Raw genomic sequence first — 23,493 nt, forward strand, 5'->3', positions numbered from 1 at the left:
AACTCGCAGACGGAATTCCCCGGCTTCCCGACCCCGAAACGCGAAGGGCCCCTTCCCGGGTGGGAAGGGGCCCTTCGGCGGAACGCGTTGATCAGAACGCGGCTTCGTCGATCTCCATGAGCGCGTTGTCGGCGGCCTCCACGATGGCGCGGCGGGCGGTCAGCTCCGGCAGCACCTGCTTCGAGAAGAACGAGGCCACGGCGATCTTGCCCTCGTAGAACGGGACGTCCTTGGCGGACGCGCCCGCGTCGAGCTTGCCGATGGCGACCTCGGCGTGCTTGAGCAGCTGCCAGCCGATGAGCAGGTCACCGACCGACATCAGCAGGCGGACCGTGTGCTGGCCGACCTTGTTGATGCTCTGCGGGTCATTCTGCGACGCGGTCAGGTAGCCGATCAGCGAGCCGAGCATGCCCTGGGTGTCCTCGAGGGCCTGCTTGAGCAGCGCGCGCTCGTTCTTGAGCCGGCCGTTGCCCGCCTCGGACTCGATGAACTTGGTGATCTCGCCGGCCACAAAGGCCAGCGACTGGCCCTTGTCGCGGACGATCTTCCGGAAGAAGAAGTCCAGCGACTGGATGGCCGTGGTGCCCTCGTACAGCGAGTCGATCTTGGCGTCGCGGATGTACTGCTCGATCGGGTAGTCCTGCAGGAAGCCGGAGCCGCCCAGCGTCTGCAGCGACTGCACGAGCTGCTCGGTGGCGCGCTCGGAGCCGACGCCCTTGACGATCGGCAGCAGCAGGTCGTTGACGCCGTGCGCGAGCTTCTGGTCGCCCTCGCCGGTCCACAGCTGGTCCTGGAAGGAAGCGGTGTAGAGGTACACCGCGCGCAGGCCCTCGGCGTACGCCTTCTGCAGCATCAGCGAGCGGCGGACGTCCGGGTGGTGCGTGATGGTGACGCGCGGGGCGGTCTTGTTCAGCATGTTCGGCAGGTCGGCGCCCTGGACGCGCTCCTTGGCGTACTCGAGCGCGTTGAGGTAACCCGTCGACAGCGTCGCGATGGCCTTCGTGCCGACCATCATCCGGGCGTACTCGATGACCTGGAACATCTGCGCGATGCCGTCGTGCACCTCGCCGAGCAGCCAGCCCTTGGCCGGGGTGCCGTGCTGGCCGAAGGTCAGCTCGCAGGTCGTCGAGGCCTTGATGCCCATCTTGTGCTCGACGCCGGTGACGAAGGCGCCGTTGCGCTCGCCCAGCTCACCGGTCTTGGTGTCGAAGTGGAACTTCGGCACGAGGAACAGCGACAGGCCCTTGGTGCCCGGCTTGGTCTCGATGCCCGGGCCCTCGGGGCGGGCCAGCACGAGGTGCATGATGTTTTCGCTCATGTCGTGCTCGGCGGAGGTGATGAACCGCTTCACGCCGTCGATGTGCCAGGAGCCGTCCTCCTGCTTGGTGGCCTTGGTGCGGCCCGCGCCGACGTCGGAGCCGGCGTCCGGCTCGGTCAGCACCATGGTGGCGCCCCAGGCCCGGTCGATCATGATCTGGGCCCAGTGCTTCTGCTCTTCGGTGCCGTTCTTGTCGACGATCATGGCGAAGTTCGGGCCCGCCATGTACATGAACAGCGGGGCGTTCGCGCCGAGGATGAGCTCGGACGCCGCCCACTGCACCGTCGGGGGGAGACCGAAGCCGCCGAGGTCGTTGGTCAGGCCGAGCCGCCACCATTCGCCCTCGATGAGCTGCTGGTAGCTCTTCTTGAAGGACTCGGGGATCTTGACGCTGAACGTCTTCGGGTCGTACACGGGCGGGTTGCGGTCGGCGTCGGCGAAGGACTCGGCGAGCGGGCCGGTCGCGAGCTTGTTCAGCTCGGACAGCACCCCGCGGGCGGTCTCTTCGTCGGATTCGGCGAGCACACCCTTGCCCAGGCGCTCCTGCACGCCGAGTACCTCGAAGAGGTTGAACTCCAGGTCTCGGACGTTGCTCTTGTAGTGGCCCATGTCGTCACTCCAATGTGTTCGGCTCCCCGGCCGGGCACATGTTCGCCTTACTCGCCGGTAACTTCAGGATATTACCTGCGGGTAACCAGGGCAAGCAGATCCGCACTTCCGAGTATCGGAAATCCACTCGAATGTTGTCTTCTTCCTGGGGATGAGACGTCAGCGGTGGCCCGGGATCGCCGTTGTGTCCGCCGTCACCGGGACGTAGCCGTCTTCGGGCCGGGCGATCAGGATCCCGCTGCGGAAGGCGATCGTCACGGCATGTGTCCGGTCCCGGGCGGAAAGCTTGCGCAGGATGCTCTTCACGTGGGTCCGGACGGTTTCGACGGACAGGAACAGCAGCTTCGCGATCGCCGAGTTTTCGAGCCCTTCGGCGACCAGCTGGAGGACTTGGTACTCGCGCCTGGACAGCGGCATCCCGCCGCGCGGCGACGGCGGGCTGTCGTGGGCGAGGTCGCCCTTCGGGGCGGTCGTGCGCTTCGGCCGGGCGGTCAGGGCGGCCAGCGCCGGGTCGATGTAACGGCGTTCGCTGTGTGCCCGCCGGATCGCTTCGGCGAGCCGGCGTGAGTCGATCGACCGCGGCACGATCGCGTGCGCGCCCGCGGCGATCGCGGCGGCGAGGTACTGCTGGGTGCGATTCGTGTCACGGATCAGGGTGACCAGGATCAGCGCCGGGTCGCCGGCGTTGAGCAGTTTGGTCAGGTGGCAGTTGGGGTCCAAAGCCGAGTCCAGGACGACGACGTCCGGTTTGACCTGTTCGCAGAGCTGCAGGGCGGCGTGGTGGCTGGCGGCCTGTCCGGCCCAGTGCAACCCCTGGCTGCGGTGCACGAGCGCGGCGAGACCGTCGCGGAAGATGGGCACCGGATCGACGACCGCCACGCCGAGGCTGCGCGCGCCTGGTCCGGCGGGCCCCGCGGGCCTGCGGGTGGGCTCGATGCCGTGCATCGCGGGCCTCCGTCTCTGCGCCGTCGCTCCTGGGACGCCTCCCGGCGCCGCCCGGTCCCCCTGCCAGGACCGGTCAGAAGTGACTCCTCCTGCTTGGTACGAGTCGCGATTGCGCAGCTCATGACGCCAAATCCCCCTCATGGCCCAATCCGCCGGTCACAGCAAACTTTCCGTAGAAGACGATCTTGGAGAGCTGGCTCGGCCGGGCGGGAAGGGGCCTGAAGGGGCAGTCGGCGCTACTGAGGGTGGCCCGCAGTCCGTTCAACGATTTCGACAGTCTTCGGATGCGGTCCGAAGCAGGGCGAACTCGGCCGCTAGGCCGGCCGGTGTCCAGTGCGCGTTGAGCCCGCTCGGGTTGGGAAGCACCCACACCCGGGTGTCACCTACCCGGTGCTCCTGACGGCCGACGCGCGCCTTCGGGAAGCCGAATGCGGTCCGGTAGGCGGTGATCCCGACGACGGCCAGCCACCGCGGCCGGTACTCGAGGACTTTGGCTGTCAAGATCTGCCCGCCTTCGCGGAGCTCGTCGTCGGTGAGCTCGTCGGCGCGGGCGGTGGTCCGGGCGACGACGTTGGTGATGCCGAGGCGGAGTTCGAGGAGCCGGTCCTGCTCGCTGGGTGCGTAGAGCCGCGGGGTGAAGCCGCCGCCGTGGAGGGCGGGCCAGAAGCGGTTGCCGGGGCGGGCGAAGTGCTGGCCGAGGGCGCCGGAGTAGAGGCCGGGGTTGATGCCGCAGAAGAGGACGTCGAGGTCCGGGGCGATGACGTCGGGGATGGTGGCGTTGTGCGCCGCGGCCAGCTGGTCCTTCGTGGGTCGGGTGCTCACGGATCCAGTTTCCGGCACGCTCGGGACGTGGAGGTCACCGCGGACGGCACGCCCTGCTGACCTCGGCTGACTTCGTCTTCGGCGGCCGGCTTCCCGCCCATCGGCACTGCCCGCCGTCGCGGGGGGTAGCGGATTCGGTACTGACCTGCGTAACCTGTGTGATCTCCCGCACAGCGCCGTACCGAGGAGGATTTCGTGCAGCTTCCGATCGTCCTCGGGCTGGTCGCGCTGGTCCTGGCCGTCGCCGCGCTCGTCGTCGTCCTGGAAGACCGGCGGGCCGCCAAGCGGGCCGCCCTGCAGCGGAAAGCTCGGCTAGCGCGTCTCGGCGAGGTGGACCCGCTCGCTCCGGGCCGGCTGCACGTCGACCGTTGAACGCAGGAGCGTCAGCAGCAACGCCCCGAACACCCAGCCGACGACCGCGCCGAGCGTGTTGTTCATGAGGTCGTCGACGTCGAAGATGCGGTAGACATACGGTGCCGTGCCGAAGTTCGCCGTGAGCTGCGTGACCTCGATGAACAGGGACGCCGCGAAGCCGATCAGCGCGGTGCCGGTCAGGCCTCGGCGCCAGAGGATCCGCGCGAACACCCCGAGCGGGACGAACAGCAGCACGTTCAAGCACGCCTGCTGGAACGTCTGCGTCGTGAACCACTCCCCGCCGTGCTTGAGCAGCTCCGTGTGGATGTCGGCGATCCACTGGAACGGGTGCAGCTGCACGGTCTGCGTCAGCCGGCGCGTGCCGGGCCCGGGCAGCGGGAGGAAGACGACCGCGAGCGTCATGCAGCCGTAGAGCAGCACCGCCGCCGTGGTCGCCAGCCCGCGCGGGCGCAGGCGGCCGTGGTGGGCGAGCTGGGTGATCAGCTGCGGCACGAGGACCACGGCCCACAGCGCGAGGAACCCGATGAAGCCGTACTGCAGGGCTGTGAGCTGTGCGTTCGTCATGCCACCGACGTTATGGATCTTGCCGCCGGTGCCGCTTCGGTCGATGAGCCCGCGCTCCTCGGCCACTCGGCCGACCTGTCCGGAGCCGATCGGCGGGCCGCGGGTGACCGATCTCATGTCGGCGTAACCGGATGCGCCTTGCGCCGATACGGGAATGGGCATGACGCTCGGCGCGTCGGACTCTTTGCAGGCAACGAAAGGAACCCCCATGGCACCGGTCCGGGTCGGCATCGTCGGGCTCAGCGCGAACGGCGGCTGGGCCGCGACCGCGCACGTGCCCGCGCTGGCCGCGGTGGACGGCTACGAACTCCGCGCGCTCGCCGGCAGCACCACCGAGTCCGCGCGGGTGGCCGGGGAGAAGTACGGCGTGCCGCTGACCTTCGGTGACGCCGGGGAGCTCGCCCGGCATCCGGAGGTCGACCTCGTCGTGGTCGCCGTGAAGGTGCCGGAGCACCGGGCGCTCATCGAGCCGGCGCTCGCCGCGGGCAAGCAGGTGCTGAGCGAGTGGCCGCTCGGCGTCAGCCTGGCCGAAACCGAGGCGCTGGCCGAAGCCGCCCGGGAGAAGACGACCGCGGTCGGCCTGCAGGGCCGCTCGGCGCCGGCGTTGCGCTACCTGCGCGACCTCATCAAGGACGGCTACGTCGGCCGCGTGCTTTCGACGTCGCTCATCGCTTCGGGCGCGAATTGGGGCCCCAACGTGCGGGCCGGCCGCGACTACCAGCTGCACCCCGCGGGCGGGGCGACGATGCTGACCATCCCGTTCGCGCACACCGCCGACACCCTCGCCATGGTCCTCGGCGGCTTCGCCGAGCTCTCGGCGACGATGGCGACCGTCCGGCCGCGGGTGCGCGACGAGGTCACCGGCGAGTCCGTCGAAATGACCGCGCCGGACCAGATCGCCGTCAGCGGCGTCCTGGACGGGGGCGCCGTCGCGTCGGTGCACCTGCGCGGCGGGACGTCGCCGGCCACCAACTTCCACTGGGAGATCAACGGCACCGAAGGCACGCTGGTCGTCGAGGCCGCGGATCCGCTGTTCTGGATCGCGAAGCTGACGCTGCGCGGCAGCCGGACCGGCACGCTCGAGAAGCTCACCGTGCCCGCGCGGTACGAGCTGCCGCAGCTGGTCGGCCGCAGCGCCGAGCCGTCGTACAACGTCGCGCACGCCTACGCCCGCCACCTCAAGGGCGACCTGCCGGACTTCGCGCACGCCCTGCGCGTGCACCGGGTGCTCGACGCCGTCCAGCGGTCGGCCGACAGTGGCGCCAGGGTCGTGCTGGACGCAAAGTAACTGTTACTGCCGGTCGTAGGTTTCCGTTACCCTCGGGTCATGGACGACGTTGTCTACGACCGCGCGGGCCGCGGCGAGCCGCTGGTGCTGATCCACGGCATCGGCCACCGCCGCCAGGCGTGGGCGCCGGTGTTCCCGCTGCTCACGGCCCAGCGCGACGTCATCGCCGTCGACCTGCCCGGCTTCGGCGAGTCGCCCGAACCGGCCGGCGGGTACGGCATCGAGCCGGCGCTGGTGATGTTCAAGGAGCTCTTCACCGATCTCGGGCTCGACCGGCCGCACGTGGCCGGCAACTCGCTCGGCGGCCTGCTCTCGCTGGCCCTCGGGCAGGCCGGGCTGGTCCGCAGCGTCACGGCGTTGTCGCCCGCCGGGCTGTGGACCCGGTCCCAGAAGGTCTACGCGATCGCCACGCTCAAGGCCCACCGCGCCCTCGCCCGGCGCACGCCGCCGCACGTCGTGCGCCGCATCGCCGCGACGGCGTCCGGGCGCCGCGCCCTCACCGGGATGATCGTCGGACGTCCCGAGCTGCAGACGCCCGGCACCGTCGTCGAGGACGCCCACGCGCTCGCCACCGCCCCGGGCTTCGAGCCGACCGCGGCGCAGTCCCGCGGGGACTTCCGGTTCACCGGCCCGGTCACCGGTGTCCCGGTGACCGTCGCCTGGGCCGAGCGCGACCGGATCCTCGCCCGGCCGCGCCTTGCCGACCTGCGGAAAGTCGCGCCGCACGGGGTGTTCCGGCTGCTGCCCGGCTGCGGGCACGTGCCGATGAACGACGACCCGGAGCTCGTCGCGCGGGTGCTGCTCGACGGAAGCCGTTAGGTGACATTCGCTTTACGTCCGTCTTTTGACCCTGGTAGGTGACTGCTCCGCGAGGCAGAATCCTCCGCCGTGCGCCCGTTCGGGGACCCTGGGCGCGAATCGGAGGAAACACTCATGAGGCTTTCGACCCGGCTTGCGGTATTGGCCGCGGCCGCGCTGGCGACGACAGCGGTGACCACCGCACCCGCGTCCGCGGGCCAGCGCCCGGATCCCACCACCGACGTCCGGATCATCGGGTTCAACGACCTGCACGGCAACCTGGAGCCGCCGTCCGGTTCCAGCGGGCGCGTGGTGCAGTCGGACGGGACCACTGTGGACGCCGGCGGCGCCGCTTACCTGGCCACGCACGTGAAGCAGCTGCGGGCGCAGGTGGCCAACTCGTTCGTCGTGTCCGCCGGTGACAACATCGGCGCGTCGCCGGTGGTTTCGGCGCTGTTCCACGACGAGCCGACCATCGACTTCCTGAACATGCTGGGCGTCAGCACGTCCGTCGTCGGCAACCACGAGTTCGACGAGGGCTACAAGGAACTGCAGCGCATGCAGTTCGGCGGCTGCCACCCGACCGACGGTTGCCAGTTCGAGAAGCCCTTCAAGGGTGCGAACTTCCCGTTCATCGGGTCCAATGTGTACTTCACCAACGGCCTGCCCGCGCTGTTGCCGTTCACCGTCAAGTTCGAGGGCGGCATCCCGGTCGGCGTCATCGGCGCCACGCTGAAGGACCTGCCGACCGTCGTCACGCCGGAGGCCATCAAGGGTCTGAAGTTCGGTGACGAGGTCGAGGCGATCAACCGGACCGCGAACCTGCTCGACTTCTTCGGCGTCAAGGCCCAGGTCGTGCTGATGCACCAGGGCGACGGCACCGAGGTCGAGGGCCCGAACGACTGCAAGCTGCGCCCCGGCCCGGCCGCCGCGATCGCCGCCGCGGTGACGCCGAAGGTCGACGCGTTCTTCACCGGGCACAGCCACCAGCAGTACAACTGCGTGATCAACGACCCGGCCGGCCAGCCGCGCCCGGTCATCCAGGGCTCGTCGTTCGGCCGGCTGCTGTCGGTGGTGGACCTGAAGATCAGCCGCAAGACGCGGGACGTCGTGCGGTCGCAGACCAAGGCGTTCAACGAGATCGTGACCCGCACGGTCACGCCGGACCCGGCCGTGGCCGCGCTGGTCGCCGACGCCAAGACCAAGTCCGCCCCGATCGCGAACAAGCAGGTCGGCACCATCACCGCGGACCTGCCGGCGGCGGGCAACGCGGCCGGCGAGTCGCCGCTCGGCGACGTCATCGCCGACGCGCAGCTCGCGGGCACGCAGGCGAACAACGCGGTCATCGCCATGACCAACCCGGGCGGCATCCGCGCCGACCTGACGTACAAGTCGTCGCCGAACGGCGAGGGCGACGGCGTGGTGACCTACGGCGAGGCGTTCACCGTCCAGCCGTTCGCGAACATCATGCAGACGATCACGCTGACCGGCGCGAACCTGAAGAACGTGCTGGAGCAGCAGTGGCAGGGCTCGGCGACGCGCTTCCTGCAAATCTCGAGCTCGCTGCACTACAGCTACTCGGCGTCGGCGCCGCAGGGCTCGCGGATCTCGGGCATCACGGTCAACGGCACGCCGGTCGACCCGGCGGCGTCGTACCGCGTGTCGGTGAACAACTTCCTCGCCGCCGGCGGGGACGGCTTCACCGAGTTCACCAAGGGCACCAACCTCTCCGGTGGCCCGGTGGACCTCGACGCCCTGATCGCCTACCTGGGTGCTCACCCGAACCTGGCCCCGCCCGCGGCGGACCGGATCACGCGCCTGCCGTAGGTCCGGTTTCTCCAAGACACCGGGTCGACAATGAACCCATGACGACCTGGGAAGACGTCGTCGGCCTCGCCTCCGCGCTGCCGGAGGTCGAGGCGTCGACGTGGTATCGCACGCCCGCGCTGAAGGTGGCGGGCAAGGGGTTCGCGCGGCTGCGCACCGAGGCCGAAGGCGGCCTGGTCGTGCTGTGCGGGCTCGACGAGAAGGCCGCGTTGCTGGAATCCGGCGACGCGGCCTTCTTCACGACCCCGCACTACGACGGGCACGGCTCGATCATCGTCGACCTAGAGCGGGTGGACGTCGATCAGCTACGTGAGCTCCTCGAAGAGGCGTGGCGGCGGAAGGCGCCACGCCGGCTGCTCACTTGAGTTCGCCGCGCAGCATGCTCATCAGGATCATGTCGTGGCGCTCGCCTTCGGCGTCGATGAAGGACTCGCGGTGGCGGCCCTCCTCGACGAAGCCGATCTTGCGATAGACGTGCCGGGCGGCTTCGTTTTCCGCGACGACCCACAGCGTGATCTGGTGCAGCCGCATGGCGTTGAAGCCGTAGCGGCACATCATGCGCAGGGCCTCGGTGCCGTAGCCGCCGCCCCGGTATTCGGCGTCGCCGATGTAGACGTCCAGGTAGGCTTCGCCGACCTCGGGCTCGGTGTCCCGCAGGTCGATGACGCCGATGAGCTTGCGCTCGGCCTTGGCCTCGATGCCGAGGACGACCTTTTCGTAGGAGTTGAGCGCGCGTTCTTCGCAGCGCTTGCGCACCTGGGCCAGCGAGAGCGGGTGCTCGTTGTTCATCCAGCGGCCGACCTCGGGATCGTAGGTCCACGGGTGCAGCCGTTCGGCGTCCTCCGGTTCCAGCGCGCGCAGCCGGACGAGTTCCCCCTCGATCATCACTACTCCCGTTTCACCAGCAGAAAGTCGTTGACGTTGAGCAGGCCGAGGAACTGCCGCACGGGGGTCGGCATCGCTCGGCGCGACTCATCATGCACGAGTTCGGGTGAGTGCACGCGGTAATTTTTCCGCTGGGTGATGATGGTGGCACTCTCCGCGGCCAGCACGTTCTTCACCCAGTCGGTGTCCGGGCCGTAGGTGAGCGCGATGGCGAAGCCGTCATCGGTGCGGAAGACGTTCAGCGGCGTGCGGTACTCCTTGCCGGATTTGCGTCCTGTGTGGACGAGCATGCCGAAGCCCGGAGCCCAGTTCACGACGTACTTGTTGATCCGGTTGGTCACCACGCGGTTGAAGCGGGCGAGTCCCTTGGGCAGCACCATGACCCGATAATATCAACGCACGATGAATTAATCGAGCGGTGACCCCGGCTCGCGGCTCGAGGTCGCCCGATGGTGGGATATGGCGCATGTCGACCGCATGGCCGCTGCGCCAGGACCCGGAAGGGCCGGTCATCATCGCGCTGGCCCTGGTGAACGACCCCGACGCGCTGGGCTTCGTCGTCCTGGACGACGAGGACGACTGGTTCATCAGCGACGGCACCGAGCTGTCCGATGACGTGCTGGTCAACCGCGAGAGCTTCGGCAAGATGTCGCTGCGCGAAGCCGTCGAACTGCTGCCGCAGCTGGGCGCGCTGAAGGACCTGCCGACCGGGATGGCCGCCGACTGGGACCCCGAGCGCCGCACGTGGCTGCTCTCGTCCGTGACCGGCTCCGACGACGAAGACGAGGACGTCCGGCTGCTCGCCCAGCGCCGCGCGGCCTGGAAGTTCGAAGGCTCGCCGGACGACGAGGCCCAGATCAGCAGCGGCCTCACCGAGATCCCGACCGGCCCCGAGCAGCCGGTGCGCGCGGTCCGTCAGGTCGTCCGCGAGCAGGACGGCACCTGGCTGTTCGTCGGCTTCGAGGTCCCCGAAGCGGAGGACTTCGAGGTCGAGGGCCTGGAGCTGGAGCACGTCGCGAACCTGTACCCGGACGTCCGCACGGTGCTGAAGGCCGCGCCGGGGCAGGTCTACGACCGCGCGACGCCGGACTCGGACTGGGAGCTCGTCGAAGGTTAGAGCTCGATCGGGAGGTGGAAGAGCCCGCGCGTGATCGGGCTCGGCCACCAGGTCAGCTCCTCTTCGGGGACGGCGAGGCGGGCCGTCGGAAGACGCCTGAGCAGGGTCTCGAAGGCGACGTCGGCCTGCAGCCGGGCCAGGGCCGCGCCGATGCACAGGTGCGGCCCGGCGCCGAAGGCGATGTGCCGCCGTTCTCCGGCACGCTGTCCCGGCCGGAAGGCGTCCGGTTCCGCGAACGCCGCGGGGTCGCGGTCGGCGGCCAGCACCGAAACGAGGATCGGGTCGCCCGGCCGCATCAGCCGGCCACCGATCTCGACGTCTTCGGTGGGGAATCGCCAGGTCGCGTTCTGCAGCGGCGCGTGCAGCCGGAGCGTCTCCTCGATGACGGCGGCGCGGTGCCGCGGATCGGTTCTTGCTCTGGCCGCTTCGCCGGGGTGGGTCAGCAGCGCGAGCGCGCCGGTCGCGATCAGCCCGACGGTCGTCTCGTGGCCGCCGATCAGGATGAGGAACGCCGTCGACGTCACCTCGTCCGCGGAGAGCGTGCCGGTGGCCTCCTGGGCGACGAGGTCGCTGATCAGGTCGGTGCCGCGGGTCGCCCGCTTGGCCTCGACGACCTCGGTGACCAGTCGTTCCAGCACGTCGGTGGCTTCGCGGACCTTGGAGCCGTCGGTGTCGTCGGCGGAGTCGATGACGAGCGACCACTCGTGCACGTCCTCGCGGTGGGACCCGGGCACCCCGAGCAGGTCGCAGATGATCGCGATCGGCAGCGGGTAGGCGAGGTCGGCGACCAGGTCGCCCTGCCCGCGCGCTTCGACGACGTCGAGCAGGCCGTCGGTCACCTGCTGGGCGCGCTCGCGCAGGCGCTGCATCCGGCGCGGCCCGAACGCGCCGGCGCAGGCGCGCCGCAACCGGGTGTGCTCGGGCGGATCGGTGTTGATCATGTTGGACGCCAGCGACGGCCGGTGGTCGAGCGGCAGGCCCATGCCCGCGCGCTGCCACTGCTCGTTGCCGGCGGACGGGCTCTTGACCAGGGCCGGGTGGTTGAGCGCCGTGACCGCGTCGTCGTACCGCGTGATCAGCCAGGCCCAGGTGCCGGTGGGGAAGTCGAGCCGGTGCGGCGGTCGTTCGCGCAGCCAGGCGTAGGCCGGTGAGGGGTCGCGATCGAAGTCCGGACCGAACAGCGCGGGCTCTCCCATGCGTCCACCCTGCCCGCCGAACTTTCTCCGCGACAAGTGTCCCGGCGCGGGTGCGCCCGTTCGTCCTTACAGTGAAAGCCGGCGATCGGCGCCGGTCAGGACCTGCGAGGAGCACCTCATGCCCAAGTACGCCGCGATCATCTACGCCACCGACATCGACCCGACCACGCCCGAAGCCACGGACATGATGAAGGACTACGACGAGTTCGGCGCGGGGGCGGCGGCGGTGATCCGCGGCGGCGCGGCCCTGTACCCGACGGCGACGGCGACGACGGTCCGCGTCACCGGCGGCAAGGGTGGCGACGTCGTCACCAGCGACGGCCCGTACGCGGAGACGAAGGAAGCCCTCACCGGCTTCTACCTGCTCGAGTGCGCCGACCTCGACGAGGCGGTCAAGGTCGCGTCGCGGATCCCGGGCGCCTGGGACGGCGCGATCGAGGTCCGGCCGGTCGTCGACTTCGGCAAGTGACCGGCGCCGGGGACGCGGTCGCGCGGCTGGTCCGGGACGAGGGCACCGGGGTACTGGCCACGCTGGTTCGCGTCACCGGCAGCGTCGACCTGGCCGAGGACGCGGTCCAGGACGCCGTCGTGCGCGCGCTGGAGACGTGGCCGCGCGACGGCGTCCCGGCCAATCCCCGCGGCTGGCTGCTGGTGGCGGCCCGCCACCGCGCGGTCGACGTCGTCCGCCGCGAGGCGAAGCGGCAGGGGAAGGAGGCCGTCGCGATGCCGGCGATCGATCCGAGCCCGGACCCGGTGTCGGTCCGCGACGACCTGCTGCGGCTGGTGTTCACGTGCTGCCACCCGGCGTTGTCGCTGGACGCCCAGGTGGCGTTGGCGCTTCGGACGTTGGGCGGGTTGTCGACCGCGGAGGTCGCCCGGGGCTTGCTGGTGCCCGAAGCGACGATGGCGAAGCGGCTGACGCGCGCGAAGCAGAAGATCGCGCAGGCGCGGATCCCGTATCGAGTGCCTGCGGCGGAGGAGTTGCCGTCCCGCTTGGCCGGCGTCGCGTCGACGGTGTACCTGATCTTCAACGAGGGCTACACGGGCCGTGTTTCGTTGCTGGCGGAGGGCGTCCGGCTGGCGCGTTTGCTGGTTTCGCTGATGCCGGACGAGCCGACGGCGCTGGGGCTGCTCGCGTTGGTCCTGCTGCAGGACGCCCGCCGCGCGGCGCGTTTCTCTTCGGGGGTACCGGTGTTGCTGTCCGCACAGGACCGTTCGCGGTGGGACGCGGCGCTGATCAAGGAAGGCGTCGAGCTGGTCGGCCGGGGCCTGCGCCGGACGCCGTCGGTGCCGAACGCGTACGTGGTCCAGGCGGCGATCGCGGCGTGCCACGACCTCGCGCCGTCTTACGAGGAGACGAACTGGGACGCGGTGATTTCCTGGTACGACGTGTTGTTGTCGGTCCAGGACACCCCGGTGGTCCGCTTGAACCGCGCGGCAGCGGTCGCGGAGCGGGACGGACCTGCGTCGGCATTGGCGCTGGTGGACGCGCTGGCCGGGTTGGAGGACTACCCCTGGTGGCACGCGTCACGGGCGGAGTTGTTGCACCGCTTGGGTTCCCCGTCGGCGTTCGACGCGCTGGAGCGGGCGGAGAAAACCGGGCTGCCTGCGGCTCATGTGGCGCATTTGCGAGCCAGAATGGAAAGCGAAAACCCCGGGCAGAACGCCCGGGGTTTCGATGAGAGCGGATGACGGGAATCGAACCCGCGTATTCAGCTTGGGAAGCTGATGTTCTACCATTGAACTACATCCGCAGTGCGTCGTCAGCATACACGGCACCGTGATCCCCTTGTCCAGCGCCCTCCTCCTTGACTCGTGCACGTCAAGTGACAACACTTGTTGTCGACTGGTGGAGGTGAGCGTCATGGACGAGCCCGAACTGTTCCGGCAAGGCGGGTTCCGGCTGGCCCAGCGGCTGTTCATCGAGGGTGACATCCGGGGTGACGAGCGGCAGGTCGCGCGGCTGCGGGAGTTCGCCCAGGTGCAGGACAGGCTCGCGGACGACGTCGTCGCCTGGATGGCGCAGCAGCCCAAGGGGCGGGGGCGCGCCCTCTTCGAAGAAGCGCTGGTGGACCGGGCCGCCGCGGCCGGGCCGCTCAAGGACTTCTTCGACCAGGTCGACGCCAAGCCCTACTGGGTCGACGACGAGCGGCTCGAGCGCGGCGCGAAAGCCATCACGCGGGCCGGGTTGCTGGGGCTCTTCCCGCTCGGGGACATGTCGCTGATGGGCGGCTACCTCGCCTCGCGCGCCACGAAATCGCTGGTCGGGACCGGGGAGATCGAACACAAGGCCACGCGGCGGCTCGTCGAGACCGCCGCCTGGTGGATCGACGTCACCACGCCCGGCGCCCTCGAGCACGGTGAGAAGGGGTACGCCTCCGCGCTGCGGATCCGGCTCGTGCACGCCCACGTGCGCGCCGCCATGAACCGGCGGGACGACTGGGACTACGCCGCCTGGGATCGGCCAGTCAACCAGGTGCAGACCGCCGGGACGCTGCTGCTCTTCTCGCTCGTCTACGTCTTCGGCACGCAGCTGCTCGGCCTCCGTTACTCGGTCCGCGAGCGCGGCGACATCCTGCACCTCTGGCGCTACATCGGCTGGCTCATGGGCGTCGACGACGAGCTGCTGCCCACCTCCGAAGAGGACGCCTGGCGCCTGCTCTGGCTGCTCGCGGCGACCGAGTTCATCCCGGACGACGACTCGAAGCGGCTCGCCAAGGCGTTGATCGAGGCCAACGCCGCCGTCGGCGAGGGGCGCGGGGCCGTGGGAAAGGTGCTTTCGCACGTTTCGGTCGCCGTGCACTCGTCGATCAGCCGGCTCGTGCTCGGGAAGACGAACGCCGACTTCCTCGGCCTGCCGAACGACCCGGTCGCGCAGGCCGCGATCGTCGCCGTCGCGGGGGTCAACTTCGCCGCCGAGACCGTGCGGCGGTTCATCCCCGGGGCCACCGCGCTGCAGGAACGGATCGGCCAGGCCGGGCGCCGCGGGTACGTGAAGCGGCTCGAGAAGATCTTCGCGCCGGACACGACGTACGCGCAGCACATGCGGGCCGCGTGAACCCACCGGATAGGCTTCGGCCGTGCTGCTCAGTGACCGTGACCTCCGCAAAGAGCTCGACGCCGGCCGGCTCGGCATCGACCCCTTCGATGCCGGCATGGTCCAGCCGTCCAGCATCGACGTCCGGCTCGACCGGTTCTTCCGCGTCTTCGACAACAGCAAGTACACCCACATCGACCCGCAGCTGCAGCAGGACGAGCTGACCTCGCTGGTCGAGAAGGAGGGCGACGAGCCGTTCGTGCTGCACCCCGGCGAGTTCGTCCTCGGCTCGACGTTCGAGCTCGTCACCCTGGCCGACGACCTGGCCGGCCGCCTCGAGGGCAAGTCGTCGCTCGGCCGCCTCGGGCTGCTCACGCACTCGACCGCCGGGTTCATCGACCCCGGCTTCTCCGGGCACATCACCCTGGAACTGTCGAACGTCGCCAACCTGCCGATCACGCTCTGGCCCGGCATGAAGATCGGCCAGCTGTGCATCTTCCGGCTGTCGAGCTCGGCCGAGCACCCGTACGGCTCCAGCGAAGCCGGGTCCCGCTACCAGGGACAGCGCGGCCCGACCCCGAGCCGCGCGTACAAGAACTTCCACCGCGTCGACACCTGGCGCTAAGCGGCGACCTTCTCGTCCCAGTCGATGTGGTGGTTCCACATGAAGGCGTTCGGGTCCTCGTCGAACGGCTTCGAGAACACCCGCTTGATGAAGAAGTCGCGGACCACGCGCCCGACCGGGCCGATCACCTTCTGGTCGCCGTTGCGCTTCCCGGCCGCGACCACCGCTTCGACGCGCCCGCGCCGCAAGCTCTCGTAGGTGGCCAGCGCGCGCTCGACGTCGGGCACGTCGCGGAGGCATTTGCCCAGCGTGACGGCGTCTTCGATGGCCATCGAGGCGCCCTGGCCCGCCGCCGGTGACGTCGCGTGCGCCGCGTCGCCGATGATCACCATGCGGCCGCGGTGCCAGACCGGGACCGTCGGGAAGTCGTACGTCGGCCAGGCCGGGTAGAGCTCCCGCGTCGCGCGGATGATCTCGGTGGCCGGCGTCCGGTCGCGGGCCACTAGGTGCAGTAGCTCGGCGCGCAGCTTCTCCCCGGCGAGCGTGGCCAGTTCGGACGCGGTCGGTTCGGTCTTGCGGGCCGGGTTCGCGAACCACCAGACGCGACCGTCCGCGCTGACGACGTGGCAGAAGAACACGCGCTTGCCGAACACCATGTTCAGCACGCCCGGCTCGTCCGGCAGGTCGAGGCCTTCGGCGAACCCGCCGGTGTTGAGCAGCGGCACGTACCGCGGTGCCGGCGCGTCCGGGTCGATGATCGTGCGGACCCGGGAGCGGAGGCCGTCGGCGCCGATCAGGAGGTCGCCCTCGATGTGCGAGCCGTCGGCGAAGTCCGCTCTGACGTGCGTGTCCGTCTGGCTCGCGCCGATCAGCCGCTTGCCGTACTCGACGCGGATGCCGCGTCGCGCGGCTTCGTCGCGCAGGGCGACGTAGAGGTCGGAACGCAGGACGGTCTGGCTCACCGTGCCGTCCGGGAGAGTGCCGCCCAAGGGGAATTCGGCGAGCTTCGTGCCGTTGCCGAGCCCGATCGACATCCGCGGCGAGTCGAAGCCCGCGCTGCGGACGACGTCCTTGAGGCCCAGCGGAAGCAGCGCGTCCAAGCCGTTGACGGCCAGCGTCAGGAACGCGCCGACGCCCTCGGCGCCGCGGTCGTAGGCCTCGAACAGCAGCGGCTCGTGCCCGGCTTCGTGCAGGGCGATGGCCGTGATCGTGCCCGCGACGCCGCCCCCGATGATCAGTGCCCTTGTCATATCTTTCGACCCCTCGAATGTCTTAGAAACTAATTCGTTCTGTCGAACTAAAGAGTGGGCTAGGCTGGTCGCCGTGTCAAGCGAGCGAACGGAACTCGTCGAAGAAGTCCTGCTCAGGTCGCGGGAGCTGTCGACGGAGACGGTCATGTTCCACACCGCCATCTCCGAGACCCGGGGGCTGTCGGCGGTGGAAAGCAAGGTCCTGGACTACCTCGCGCGCTTCGGCCCGCAGACGCCGAAGGACCTCGCGCGCCTGTCGGGCCTCGCGCCGGCGTCGGTGACGGCGATGATCGACCGGCTGGAGCACAAGGGCATCGTCAACCGCGAGCCGCACCCGGACGACCGGCGCAAGGTTCTCATCGCCCTGGACCTGCGGTCCATCGTGAGCGGCCTGCACCTGTGGGACCACCTGGTGAAAGGCATGTACGAGCTCTGCGACCGCTACACCGACGACCAGCTCCGGACGATCATCGGGTTCGTCCGGGCCGCCACCGTCCTCACCCACGAGTCGACGGCGAAGCTGACCGGCTCCGACCCCACGAACGAGTGAGTTTGAAGGCGTAAAACCGGGTCTCGTGCCACGCTCCCAAGGTCGTCTCGGCCCCGGAGGTGGCGAGGAGTGCCGTTGCCCGAAAGACCGCTTCGCCCGATTCTCGTGCTGGCACTGGTCTTCCTGGCCTCGGCCGTCGTACCGGCGGCGGGCGCGGCCGCCGCCGGTACGTTCGCCGTCGGATACGACGACGTGGTCTACGGCGACTTCGCCTACGCGGGCAACGGCGTCCTGCGCTGCCCGGTCACCGCCGACGGCGCACCGGCCGGCGGGACGGTCGCGACCCCGGCGGCGTGCGCGAACACCGCCGACCGCAAGGACACCCTGGCCAACGACGACTTCTTCATGCAGTGGGCCGACGTCGACACCGACCCGGCGACGTTCGACTCGGCAAGGGCGTCGGTGGGCATCCCGCCGGGGTCTCGCGTCGTCTTCGCCCGGCTGAACTGGGCCGGCAGCGTGAGCTGCGGCCCCTCGGCTGTCGCGCCGCCCGGGACGCCCGCGAAGCAGAACGTCCGGCTTTCCGTCGGCAGCGCGGAATCCGTGGACATCGCGCCGTCGGGGTACGCCGAAGACGGCGGGTATTACTCGGCGCACGCCGACGTGACCGGCCGCTTCGCCGGTGTCCCTTCGGTTTTCGACGTGACGGTCGGCAATGTCTGGGCGTTGAAGGGCTTCGACTGCGTCGGCGGCTGGTCGGTCGCGCTGGTCTACGCCTACCCCGAGCGCAACGCGGACTACGCGCCGCACAAGCGCAAGGTGGTCATCTACGACGGCCACGCCCGGCAGACCCCAGGCGCCCCGCCGGCCGAAACGACGATCGCCGGCTTCCGCGCGGCGGCCGCCGACGCGCACCTCGGCGTCACGGCGTACGACGGCGACTGGGGCAGATCCGGCGACCAGTTCCTGGTCGACGGCACCCCGGCCGCCGAGCCCGCGACCGGCGGCACGTCGAACTTCTTCATCTCCAACGCCGACAACGCCGCGCTACCGAACAACTTCAGCGTCGACGCGAAGGCGTTCAACGTCGACAGCGTCCATGCCGGCGCAACGAGCGTGAAGCTCGGCGTCGTCACCAGCGGCGACGACGTCCTGGCGCAGAACCTGGCGTTTTCGGTGCCGGTGCCCGAACTCCAGATCGCCGTGCGCGCGACCCAGCCGAAGACGCACGCCGGCGAGCCGGTGCCGTTCGCCGTCGTCGTGACCAACCCGGGCGACGTCCCGGCGTCCGGCGTCGAGGTCACCGACCCGGCCGTCCCGGAGTGCGCGAAACCGCTCGGCACGCTCGCCCCCGGCCAGACGGTGACCTATTCGTGCACCGGTACCGCACCGCCCGACGACTTCACGAACACCGCGAAGGTCACCGGCACGAGCGCGCTCGGCGACGCCCTTGACGGAGTCGCGAGCGCACGCGTCGACGTCCTGCACCCGGCGCTGGGCATGACGAAGACGGCCGACCGGCCCGCGTACCGCGCCGGCGACCTCGCGACCTTCACGATCAAAGTCACGAACACCGGCGACACCGGGCTCTCCGGCCTCCAGGTGACCGACCCGAAGACGCCGGCGTGCGCGCTCACCGGAGCGCTCGCGCCGGGCGAATCCCGCACGACGACGTGCACCGCGAAGGCCCCGATCGCCGAGGGCGTCAACACGGCGAGCGCGCTGGCCGCCGACGAGCTCGGCAAGCAGGTCACGGCGACGGCCGACGCGCCGGCGCCGACGATCGCGCCCGCGGTCGAGGTCACCAAGACCGCGGACCGGCCGGTGATCCACGCCGGGGACGCCGTCACGTGGACGGTCGCGGTCCGCAACACCGGCGACAGCCCGCTGGCCCCGGTCAAGGTCACCGACGACACGACGACGGCATGCGCGCGCACGTTCGCCGGCCTACCGGCGGGCGCGACGCAGACGTACACGTGCACAGCGAACCCGTCCCGCACCACGACGTCCCAGGCGACGGCGACCGGCACCGACCTCTCCGGCCGGCCCGTGACAGCCACCGCGTCGGAGACGGTCACGGTGATCATCCCGGCGCTGACCCTCACCGCGGTCGCCACGCCGAGTGTCGCCCGCGCCGGCGACCCGATCACCTACACGCTGACCGTCGCCAACGCCGGCAACGCATCGCTGACCGAGGTGGCGGTGGCCCACGACGTCCCCGCGTGCGCCAAGGCGATCGGCGCCCTGGCCCCGGGCGGGACGACCACGTACACGTGCACCGCGCCGGCCCCACCGGACGACGTGGCCACCACGGCCACGGCCACCGGCCAGGACCAGCTCGGCCGCACGGTGAAGGTCACCGACGACGCGGCGGTGGACGTGATCCACCCGGCACTCCGGCTGGCGGTCCGCGCGACACCGGCCGCGGTCCGCGAGGGCGACACGGTGACATGGACGATCACCGCAGCCAACACGGGCGATGTGCCGTTGACGGACGTCACGGTCGCGGACGCCGAGGTCGCCTCGTGCGCGAAGCGGTTCGGCACGCTCCAGCCGCAGGCGCAGCAGGAGGCGACATGCACGACGATCGCGGGCCCGGCCGGGTTCGCGAACAAGCCGACGCTGACCGGCACCGACCCCACGGCCCGCTCGGTGACGGCCGCCGCCGAGGGCACGTTCGCCGTCCAGCACCCGGCTGTCGCGATCGCCGCGGAGGTGACGGGCGGCCCGTTCCGCGAGGGCGACAAGGTGCCGTTCCGGATCACCGTCCGCAACGCCGGCGACGTGCCGCTGACCGGCCTCCGAGTGATGGACACACAGGCCACGGGCGCACGAGCCGCGCCCACCAGCTGCACCCAAACCCTCGACGGCACCCTCGACCCCGGCGCCACCCGGGACTTCGCCTGCACCACGACCGCTCCCGCCGACGACGTCACCCGGACCCTCCGGGTCGTCGCCACCCCGCCCGTCGGACCCGACGTCACCGCCGGTGCCAGTGCCGGCCTCGACGTGATCCACCCCGCCATCGCCGTCACGCGGACCGTCGATGCCGCCGTCGTGCACGTCAGCGACTCGGTGACCTCGACCATCACCGTCACCAACACCGGTGACACCCCGCTCCAGGACGTCTCCGTCGGCGATCCGCTGGCCCGGGACTGCACCAAATCCCTGGGCCGGCTCGAACCGCGGGCGAAGCACACCTACCGCTGCACCCAAGCCGCCGGTGACACGGACTTCACCGCCGTCGCGAACGTCACCGGGACCGATGCCACGAACCGGCCGGTGAGCGCCTCCGCCGGCGCCGCCGTCGACGTCATCCACCCCGCGCTCAGCCTCACCAACGACGCCACGCCCACGCGCGTCCGCCAAGGCGACACCGTCACGTTCATCCTCGTCGTCGCGAACACCGGTGACGTCCCGCTGACCGATGTGTCCCTTGTGGACACCCGGACTCCGGCGTGCGCTCACTCCATCGGCACCCTCCTTCCCGGCGCCAGCCAGCGCCGCTCCTGCACGGTAAACGCCGGCACCGACAGTTTCGTGAGCTCCGCCACCGCAAGTGCCACCGATCCGGTGAAACGCCAGGTCAGTGCGACCGACGATGCGTCGTACACGGTCCTGCACCCCGCCCTCGCGCTCACCCAGGACATCCACGGCGGTCCCTTCCGGACCGGCGACACCGTGACCTCGACCCTCACCGTCACCAACACCGGCGACGTCCCGCTGACCGCCGTCAACGTCCAAGCCGAGTCCTGCACCAAGGCTTTCGACCAGCTCGAAGCCGGTGCCACGCAGAGGTTCGACTGCACCACGACCGCCCCCGCCGACGACGAAGCCGGCGCCGCGAAGGCGACGGCGGACGCCCCGGTCGGCCCACCGGTCACGGCGACGGACACCGACGAGATCGACGTCATCCACCCGGCCGTGCAGCTCACCGTCGACGCGACACCCAAGACCGTTCGCGCGGGCGACGACGTCACCTTCACCGTCACCGCGCGCAACACCGGCGACGTCCCGCTCACCGCAGTGTCTATTGTGGACAACCTACGCGAGCAATCGACCTGCGCGAACAAGCTGGACACCGTAGAAGCCGGAGCGGTGAAGACCTACACCTGCACCCGCAAAGCAGCCGCCGACGACTTCGGCCAAACCCTCGAGATCACCGGAATTGACCCGACCGGTCGCACCGTGCAATCAGATGGTGACGCAAATGTCGACGTCGTCCACCCCGAGATCGCCGTGATGAATGACGCCGCACCTTACGAAGTCCGCGCAGGCGACACCGTCACGTTTTCGATCCTGGTCAAGAACACCGGCGACGTCCCGCTCGCCGGCGTGACGGTCGTCGACGACCACACGCCCTCCTGTGCGCATACCGCAGAGGAACTGGCCGTGGACGCCGAAATCTCGTACTCCTGCACAACGACGGCGGGCAAAGTTGGCTTCACGGGCAAAGCAACCGCCACCGGTCAAGACCCGACCCGTCGTCCGGTGACAGCTTCCGGTGAAGCGACGTTCGTCGTCCGGATGGGCTGAACGGACTAACGCGCAAGCGGCCGATTGCCCCGAAAACCGTGCCTGTCGCCGACCGGAAATGTGACCAGTGCGTTCGTAGGGTTCTCGCCTTAATTGTTCCGTGATACGTTCCTGCGCCGTGTCCCCCATTGGTGAACGTGCTCACGTGGTGATGGTGTCACTCAGTGTGCTGCTCGGCGTTTTTTCCGCCGCCGCAGGCACCTGGATGGCCACCGCCGAAGGAAACACCGCCGAGCTCGGCGCCGCGGCGCTCGTCCTGCCCAACGCGCCCGCCGGCGCCGGCAGCGGCAGCGGAACCGACCTCGCCGGCGGCCAGGTCCAGACCACCGACCCCGGTCAGCCCGCCGCCCCCACGACCTCGGCCCCCACCCCGACGACGTCCAGCGCGGCACCCACGCCGACCGAGACGTCCGCGGCCCCGCAGCCTTCGACGTCCGAAGCCCCGCCACCGACCACCAAGCCCGCGGCCCGGGTCGCGCCTTCGGTGGCCGCCCAGGTCGTCACGCTGGTCAACGACGAGCGCGCCAAGGCCGGGTGCTCCCCGCTGGCCGAGGAATCGCACGTCACGAAGGCCGCGCAGGACTTCAGCGACAAGATGTCGGCCGAGGACTTCTTCTCGCACACCAGCCCGGACGGCACGACGTTCGACCAGCGCATCAAGCAGGCCGGTTACTCGAAGCCGGGCGCGGAGAACATCGCGCGCGGGCAGACGTCCGCGGCGCAGGTCATGGACTCCTGGATGAACTCCGAAGGCCACCGCGCCAACATCCTGAACTGCTCGCTCAAGAAGATCGGCGTCGGCGTCACCACCGACGGCTGGTACTGGGTCCAGGACTTCGGTTACTGACGGCCGCTCACGGCTTGCTCCACCGCTCGGCGATGTCGCCGTAGCGCGCCAGCACCGTCGCCCGCAGCTCCGGGTCCGACCGCGGCACCGGCTCGATGAACACCTCGGTGACGTCGTGGAACTTCTCCGTCAGCTCCGACGCGAGCCGGACGCACGCGCGTTCGAGGTCCGCGGCGCCGAGAGAGTCGTCGAAGTCCACGCGCGTGCAGACCAGCACCTGGTCGGTCCCCATCAGCATGGTCTGCAGGTCGACGACGGCCTCGATCTCCGGCGCGTCGGTCAGGTGGTCGCGCACGCCGCGGACGATGTTCGGGTCGGCCTGGCGCCCGACCAGCAGGCCGCGGTTGGTGCGGCCGAGCAGGTAGGCGACGCAGGCGAGCAGGAGGCCGATGGCGATCGACGCGATGCCGTCCCAGACCTCGGAGCCGGTGAGCTGGTGCAGCCCGATGCCACCGAACGCGAGCAGCAGGCCGACCAGCGCCGCCGAGTCCTCGAACAGCACGGTCTTCGGCGTCGGGTCGTCGATGAGCCGCAGGTACGTCCACAGCGAGCGGTTCTCCGCCCGCGACTCCCGGACGACCTGGCGCACCGCTTGCAGCCACGACGTGCCTTCGAGCAGGAACGCCACGGCCAGGACGATGTAGCTGAGCAACGATGTGCTCTGCGCTTCGCCGTGCCCGAACAGCGTCGAGACGCCCTCGTAGAGCGCGAACATCGCACCCGAGGCGAAGATCGAGACGGCGGCGAGCAGCGACCAGAAGTACCGCTCTTTGCCGTAGCCGAAGGGGTGCACGCGGTCGGCCGGCCGCTCCGAGCGCTTCAACGCCGTCAGCAGCAGGACTTCGGTGATCGTGTCGGCCACCGAGTGCGCCGCTTCGGACAGCATCGCGCCCGAGCCGGTGATGATGCCCGCGATCAGCTTCATGATGGCGATCGCCAGGTTCACCGGCATGTCGTCGACCAACCGCAACAACCTGCTGAAGGCGCTGCGCAACGTCGGGTTCGCAGCCTGGTACCGCACGCC

At 70.0% G+C, this 23,493-nt stretch carries 22 protein-coding genes and 1 tRNA gene; 13 read left to right on the plus strand and 10 right to left on the minus strand.

The window, feature by feature from the left end; translation table 11 throughout:
- Positions 1-91: 91 nt before the first annotated feature.
- From ACWDN5_RS23815 to mug, 3 genes are all read right to left on the minus strand, one after another.
- On the minus strand, positions 92-1,927 hold the full coding sequence (locus tag ACWDN5_RS23815; RefSeq protein ID WP_449677819.1) for an acyl-CoA dehydrogenase: 1,836 nt from the start codon (positions 1,925-1,927) through the stop codon (positions 92-94).
- Positions 1,928-2,086: 159 nt separating this feature from the next.
- Positions 2,087-2,872 carry a response regulator transcription factor gene (locus ACWDN5_RS23820; RefSeq protein WP_310969608.1) on the minus strand — a complete coding sequence of 262 codons (786 nt, stop codon included), beginning with the start codon at positions 2,870-2,872 and terminating at the stop codon, positions 2,087-2,089.
- A gap of 261 nt (positions 2,873-3,133) precedes the next feature.
- Positions 3,134-3,694 (minus strand): G/U mismatch-specific DNA glycosylase, encoded by a 561-nt coding sequence (gene mug / locus ACWDN5_RS23825; RefSeq protein ID WP_449677820.1) that lies wholly within the window; start codon positions 3,692-3,694, stop codon positions 3,134-3,136.
- Between the two features lie 195 nt (positions 3,695-3,889).
- Here mug and ACWDN5_RS23830 point away from each other — a divergent pair, with 195 nt between their 5' ends.
- Positions 3,890-4,066 (plus strand): hypothetical protein, encoded by a 177-nt coding sequence (locus tag ACWDN5_RS23830; protein WP_003058066.1) that lies wholly within the window; start codon positions 3,890-3,892, stop codon positions 4,064-4,066.
- On the opposite strand, the gene ACWDN5_RS23835 is transcribed toward ACWDN5_RS23830, so the two are convergent.
- Positions 4,007-4,633 carry a VanZ family protein gene (locus ACWDN5_RS23835; RefSeq protein ID WP_449677821.1) on the minus strand — a complete coding sequence of 209 codons (627 nt, stop codon included), beginning with the start codon at positions 4,631-4,633 and terminating at the stop codon, positions 4,007-4,009. The genes ACWDN5_RS23830 and ACWDN5_RS23835 overlap by 60 nt on opposite strands.
- Positions 4,634-4,841: 208 nt before the next feature.
- Between ACWDN5_RS23835 and ACWDN5_RS23840 the strand changes: the two genes are divergently transcribed.
- The 4 genes from ACWDN5_RS23840 (at position 4,842) to ACWDN5_RS23855 (ending at position 8,911) form a co-directional block, all read left to right on the plus strand.
- Positions 4,842-5,921, plus strand: a complete 1,080-nt coding sequence (locus ACWDN5_RS23840; protein ID WP_449677822.1) for a Gfo/Idh/MocA family protein — start codon at positions 4,842-4,844, stop codon at positions 5,919-5,921.
- A gap of 39 nt (positions 5,922-5,960) precedes the next feature.
- The gene (locus ACWDN5_RS23845) at positions 5,961-6,740 is read left to right on the plus strand and encodes an alpha/beta fold hydrolase (protein WP_449677823.1); all 780 of its coding nucleotides are present in this window, start codon (positions 5,961-5,963) and stop codon (positions 6,738-6,740) included.
- A 114-nt stretch (positions 6,741-6,854) separates the two neighbouring features.
- Positions 6,855-8,546 (plus strand): bifunctional metallophosphatase/5'-nucleotidase, encoded by a 1,692-nt coding sequence (locus ACWDN5_RS23850; RefSeq protein ID WP_449677824.1) that lies wholly within the window; start codon positions 6,855-6,857, stop codon positions 8,544-8,546.
- 38 nt (positions 8,547-8,584) lie between these two features.
- Positions 8,585-8,911, plus strand: coding sequence for an MmcQ/YjbR family DNA-binding protein (locus ACWDN5_RS23855; RefSeq protein WP_310969602.1), 327 nt, complete (start codon positions 8,585-8,587; stop codon positions 8,909-8,911).
- Here ACWDN5_RS23855 and ACWDN5_RS23860 read toward each other — a convergent pair.
- Together ACWDN5_RS23860 and ACWDN5_RS23865 are read right to left on the minus strand one after the other, a co-directional pair.
- On the minus strand, positions 8,904-9,431 hold the full coding sequence (locus ACWDN5_RS23860; protein WP_449677825.1) for a GNAT family N-acetyltransferase: 528 nt from the start codon (positions 9,429-9,431) through the stop codon (positions 8,904-8,906). The genes ACWDN5_RS23855 and ACWDN5_RS23860 overlap by 8 nt on opposite strands.
- Before the next feature lie 2 nt (positions 9,432-9,433).
- Complete coding sequence (locus ACWDN5_RS23865; protein WP_449677826.1) at positions 9,434-9,811, minus strand: nitroreductase family deazaflavin-dependent oxidoreductase; 378 nt, start codon at positions 9,809-9,811, stop codon at positions 9,434-9,436.
- A gap of 86 nt (positions 9,812-9,897) precedes the next feature.
- Between ACWDN5_RS23865 and ACWDN5_RS23870 the strand changes: the two genes are divergently transcribed.
- On the plus strand, positions 9,898-10,548 hold the full coding sequence (locus ACWDN5_RS23870) for a hypothetical protein (protein ID WP_310969599.1): 651 nt from the start codon (positions 9,898-9,900) through the stop codon (positions 10,546-10,548).
- On the opposite strand, the gene ACWDN5_RS23875 is transcribed toward ACWDN5_RS23870, so the two are convergent.
- On the minus strand, positions 10,545-11,744 hold the full coding sequence (locus tag ACWDN5_RS23875) for a cytochrome P450 family protein (RefSeq protein WP_449677827.1): 1,200 nt from the start codon (positions 11,742-11,744) through the stop codon (positions 10,545-10,547). The genes ACWDN5_RS23870 and ACWDN5_RS23875 overlap by 4 nt on opposite strands.
- A 118-nt stretch (positions 11,745-11,862) precedes the next feature.
- On the opposite strand from ACWDN5_RS23875, the gene ACWDN5_RS23880 reads away from it, so the two are divergent.
- Both ACWDN5_RS23880 and ACWDN5_RS23885 read left to right on the plus strand, forming a co-directional pair.
- The gene (locus ACWDN5_RS23880; RefSeq protein ID WP_310969597.1) at positions 11,863-12,213 is read left to right on the plus strand and encodes a YciI family protein; all 351 of its coding nucleotides are present in this window, start codon (positions 11,863-11,865) and stop codon (positions 12,211-12,213) included.
- A complete protein-coding gene (locus tag ACWDN5_RS23885; RefSeq protein WP_310969596.1) occupies positions 12,210-13,436 on the plus strand; it encodes an RNA polymerase sigma factor in 1,227 nt (408 codons plus the stop codon). The genes ACWDN5_RS23880 and ACWDN5_RS23885 overlap by 4 nt, the downstream gene beginning before the upstream one ends.
- On the opposite strand, the gene ACWDN5_RS23890 is transcribed toward ACWDN5_RS23885, so the two are convergent.
- Positions 13,428-13,498: transfer RNA gene (locus ACWDN5_RS23890), tRNA-Gly, on the minus strand. The two genes, ACWDN5_RS23885 and ACWDN5_RS23890, sit on opposite strands and share 9 nt — an antisense overlap.
- A gap of 110 nt (positions 13,499-13,608) precedes the next feature.
- On the opposite strand from ACWDN5_RS23890, the gene ACWDN5_RS23895 reads away from it, so the two are divergent.
- A complete protein-coding gene (locus tag ACWDN5_RS23895; protein ID WP_449677828.1) occupies positions 13,609-14,802 on the plus strand; it encodes an oxygenase MpaB family protein in 1,194 nt (397 codons plus the stop codon).
- A gap of 22 nt (positions 14,803-14,824) precedes the next feature.
- Positions 14,825-15,406 (plus strand): dCTP deaminase, encoded by a 582-nt coding sequence (dcd, locus tag ACWDN5_RS23900; protein ID WP_003058109.1) that lies wholly within the window; start codon positions 14,825-14,827, stop codon positions 15,404-15,406.
- On the opposite strand, the gene ACWDN5_RS23905 is transcribed toward dcd, so the two are convergent.
- Positions 15,403-16,596, minus strand: coding sequence for an FAD-dependent oxidoreductase (locus ACWDN5_RS23905; RefSeq protein ID WP_310969594.1), 1,194 nt, complete (start codon positions 16,594-16,596; stop codon positions 15,403-15,405). The genes dcd and ACWDN5_RS23905 overlap by 4 nt on opposite strands.
- 73 nt (positions 16,597-16,669) lie before the next feature.
- Between ACWDN5_RS23905 and ACWDN5_RS23910 the strand changes: the two genes are divergently transcribed.
- The 3 genes from ACWDN5_RS23910 to ACWDN5_RS23920 all read left to right on the plus strand — a co-directional run bounded on the left by ACWDN5_RS23910 (position 16,670) and on the right by ACWDN5_RS23920 (position 22,469).
- Positions 16,670-17,146: a MarR family transcriptional regulator gene (locus ACWDN5_RS23910; RefSeq protein WP_449677829.1), complete on the plus strand. Its 477-nt coding sequence runs from the start codon at positions 16,670-16,672 to the stop codon at positions 17,144-17,146.
- Positions 17,147-17,251: 105 nt separating this feature from the next.
- Complete coding sequence (locus ACWDN5_RS23915) at positions 17,252-21,622, plus strand: DUF7507 domain-containing protein (protein WP_449677832.1); 4,371 nt, start codon at positions 17,252-17,254, stop codon at positions 21,620-21,622.
- 145 nt (positions 21,623-21,767) lie between these two features.
- Complete coding sequence (locus ACWDN5_RS23920) at positions 21,768-22,469, plus strand: CAP domain-containing protein (RefSeq protein ID WP_310969591.1); 702 nt, start codon at positions 21,768-21,770, stop codon at positions 22,467-22,469.
- Positions 22,470-22,476: 7 nt separating this feature from the next.
- Here ACWDN5_RS23920 and ACWDN5_RS23925 read toward each other — a convergent pair whose 3' ends face one another.
- Positions 22,477-23,421, minus strand: coding sequence for a cation diffusion facilitator family transporter (locus ACWDN5_RS23925; protein WP_449677833.1), 945 nt, complete (start codon positions 23,419-23,421; stop codon positions 22,477-22,479).
- Positions 23,422-23,493 lie beyond the last annotated feature (72 nt).

The organism is Amycolatopsis sp. NPDC003731 (assembly GCF_053586895.1).

Coding starts and splice junctions, on each gene's coding strand:
- ACWDN5_RS23855 (WP_310969602.1), top strand. CDS start 8,585: ATGACGACCTGGGAAGACGTCGTCGGCCTCGCCTCCGCGCTGCCGGAG.
- ACWDN5_RS23880 (WP_310969597.1), top strand. CDS start 11,863: ATGCCCAAGTACGCCGCGATCATCTACGCCACCGACATCGACCCGACC.
- ACWDN5_RS23840 (WP_449677822.1), top strand. CDS start 4,842: ATGGCACCGGTCCGGGTCGGCATCGTCGGGCTCAGCGCGAACGGCGGC.
- ACWDN5_RS23860 (WP_449677825.1), bottom strand. CDS start 9,431: ATGATCGAGGGGGAACTCGTCCGGCTGCGCGCGCTGGAACCGGAGGAC.
- ACWDN5_RS23870 (WP_310969599.1), top strand. CDS start 9,898: ATGTCGACCGCATGGCCGCTGCGCCAGGACCCGGAAGGGCCGGTCATC.
- ACWDN5_RS23865 (WP_449677826.1), bottom strand. CDS start 9,811: ATGGTGCTGCCCAAGGGACTCGCCCGCTTCAACCGCGTGGTGACCAAC.
- ACWDN5_RS23905 (WP_310969594.1), bottom strand. CDS start 16,596: ATGACAAGGGCACTGATCATCGGGGGCGGCGTCGCGGGCACGATCACG.
- ACWDN5_RS23815 (WP_449677819.1), bottom strand. CDS start 1,927: ATGGGCCACTACAAGAGCAACGTCCGAGACCTGGAGTTCAACCTCTTC.
- ACWDN5_RS23835 (WP_449677821.1), bottom strand. CDS start 4,633: ATGACGAACGCACAGCTCACAGCCCTGCAGTACGGCTTCATCGGGTTC.
- ACWDN5_RS23850 (WP_449677824.1), top strand. CDS start 6,855: ATGAGGCTTTCGACCCGGCTTGCGGTATTGGCCGCGGCCGCGCTGGCG.
- ACWDN5_RS23845 (WP_449677823.1), top strand. CDS start 5,961: ATGGACGACGTTGTCTACGACCGCGCGGGCCGCGGCGAGCCGCTGGTG.
- ACWDN5_RS23875 (WP_449677827.1), bottom strand. CDS start 11,744: ATGGGAGAGCCCGCGCTGTTCGGTCCGGACTTCGATCGCGACCCCTCA.
- ACWDN5_RS23925 (WP_449677833.1), bottom strand. CDS start 23,421: ATGCCGGTGAACCTGGCGATCGCCATCATGAAGCTGATCGCGGGCATC.
- ACWDN5_RS23895 (WP_449677828.1), top strand. CDS start 13,609: ATGGACGAGCCCGAACTGTTCCGGCAAGGCGGGTTCCGGCTGGCCCAG.
- ACWDN5_RS23820 (WP_310969608.1), bottom strand. CDS start 2,872: ATGCACGGCATCGAGCCCACCCGCAGGCCCGCGGGGCCCGCCGGACCA.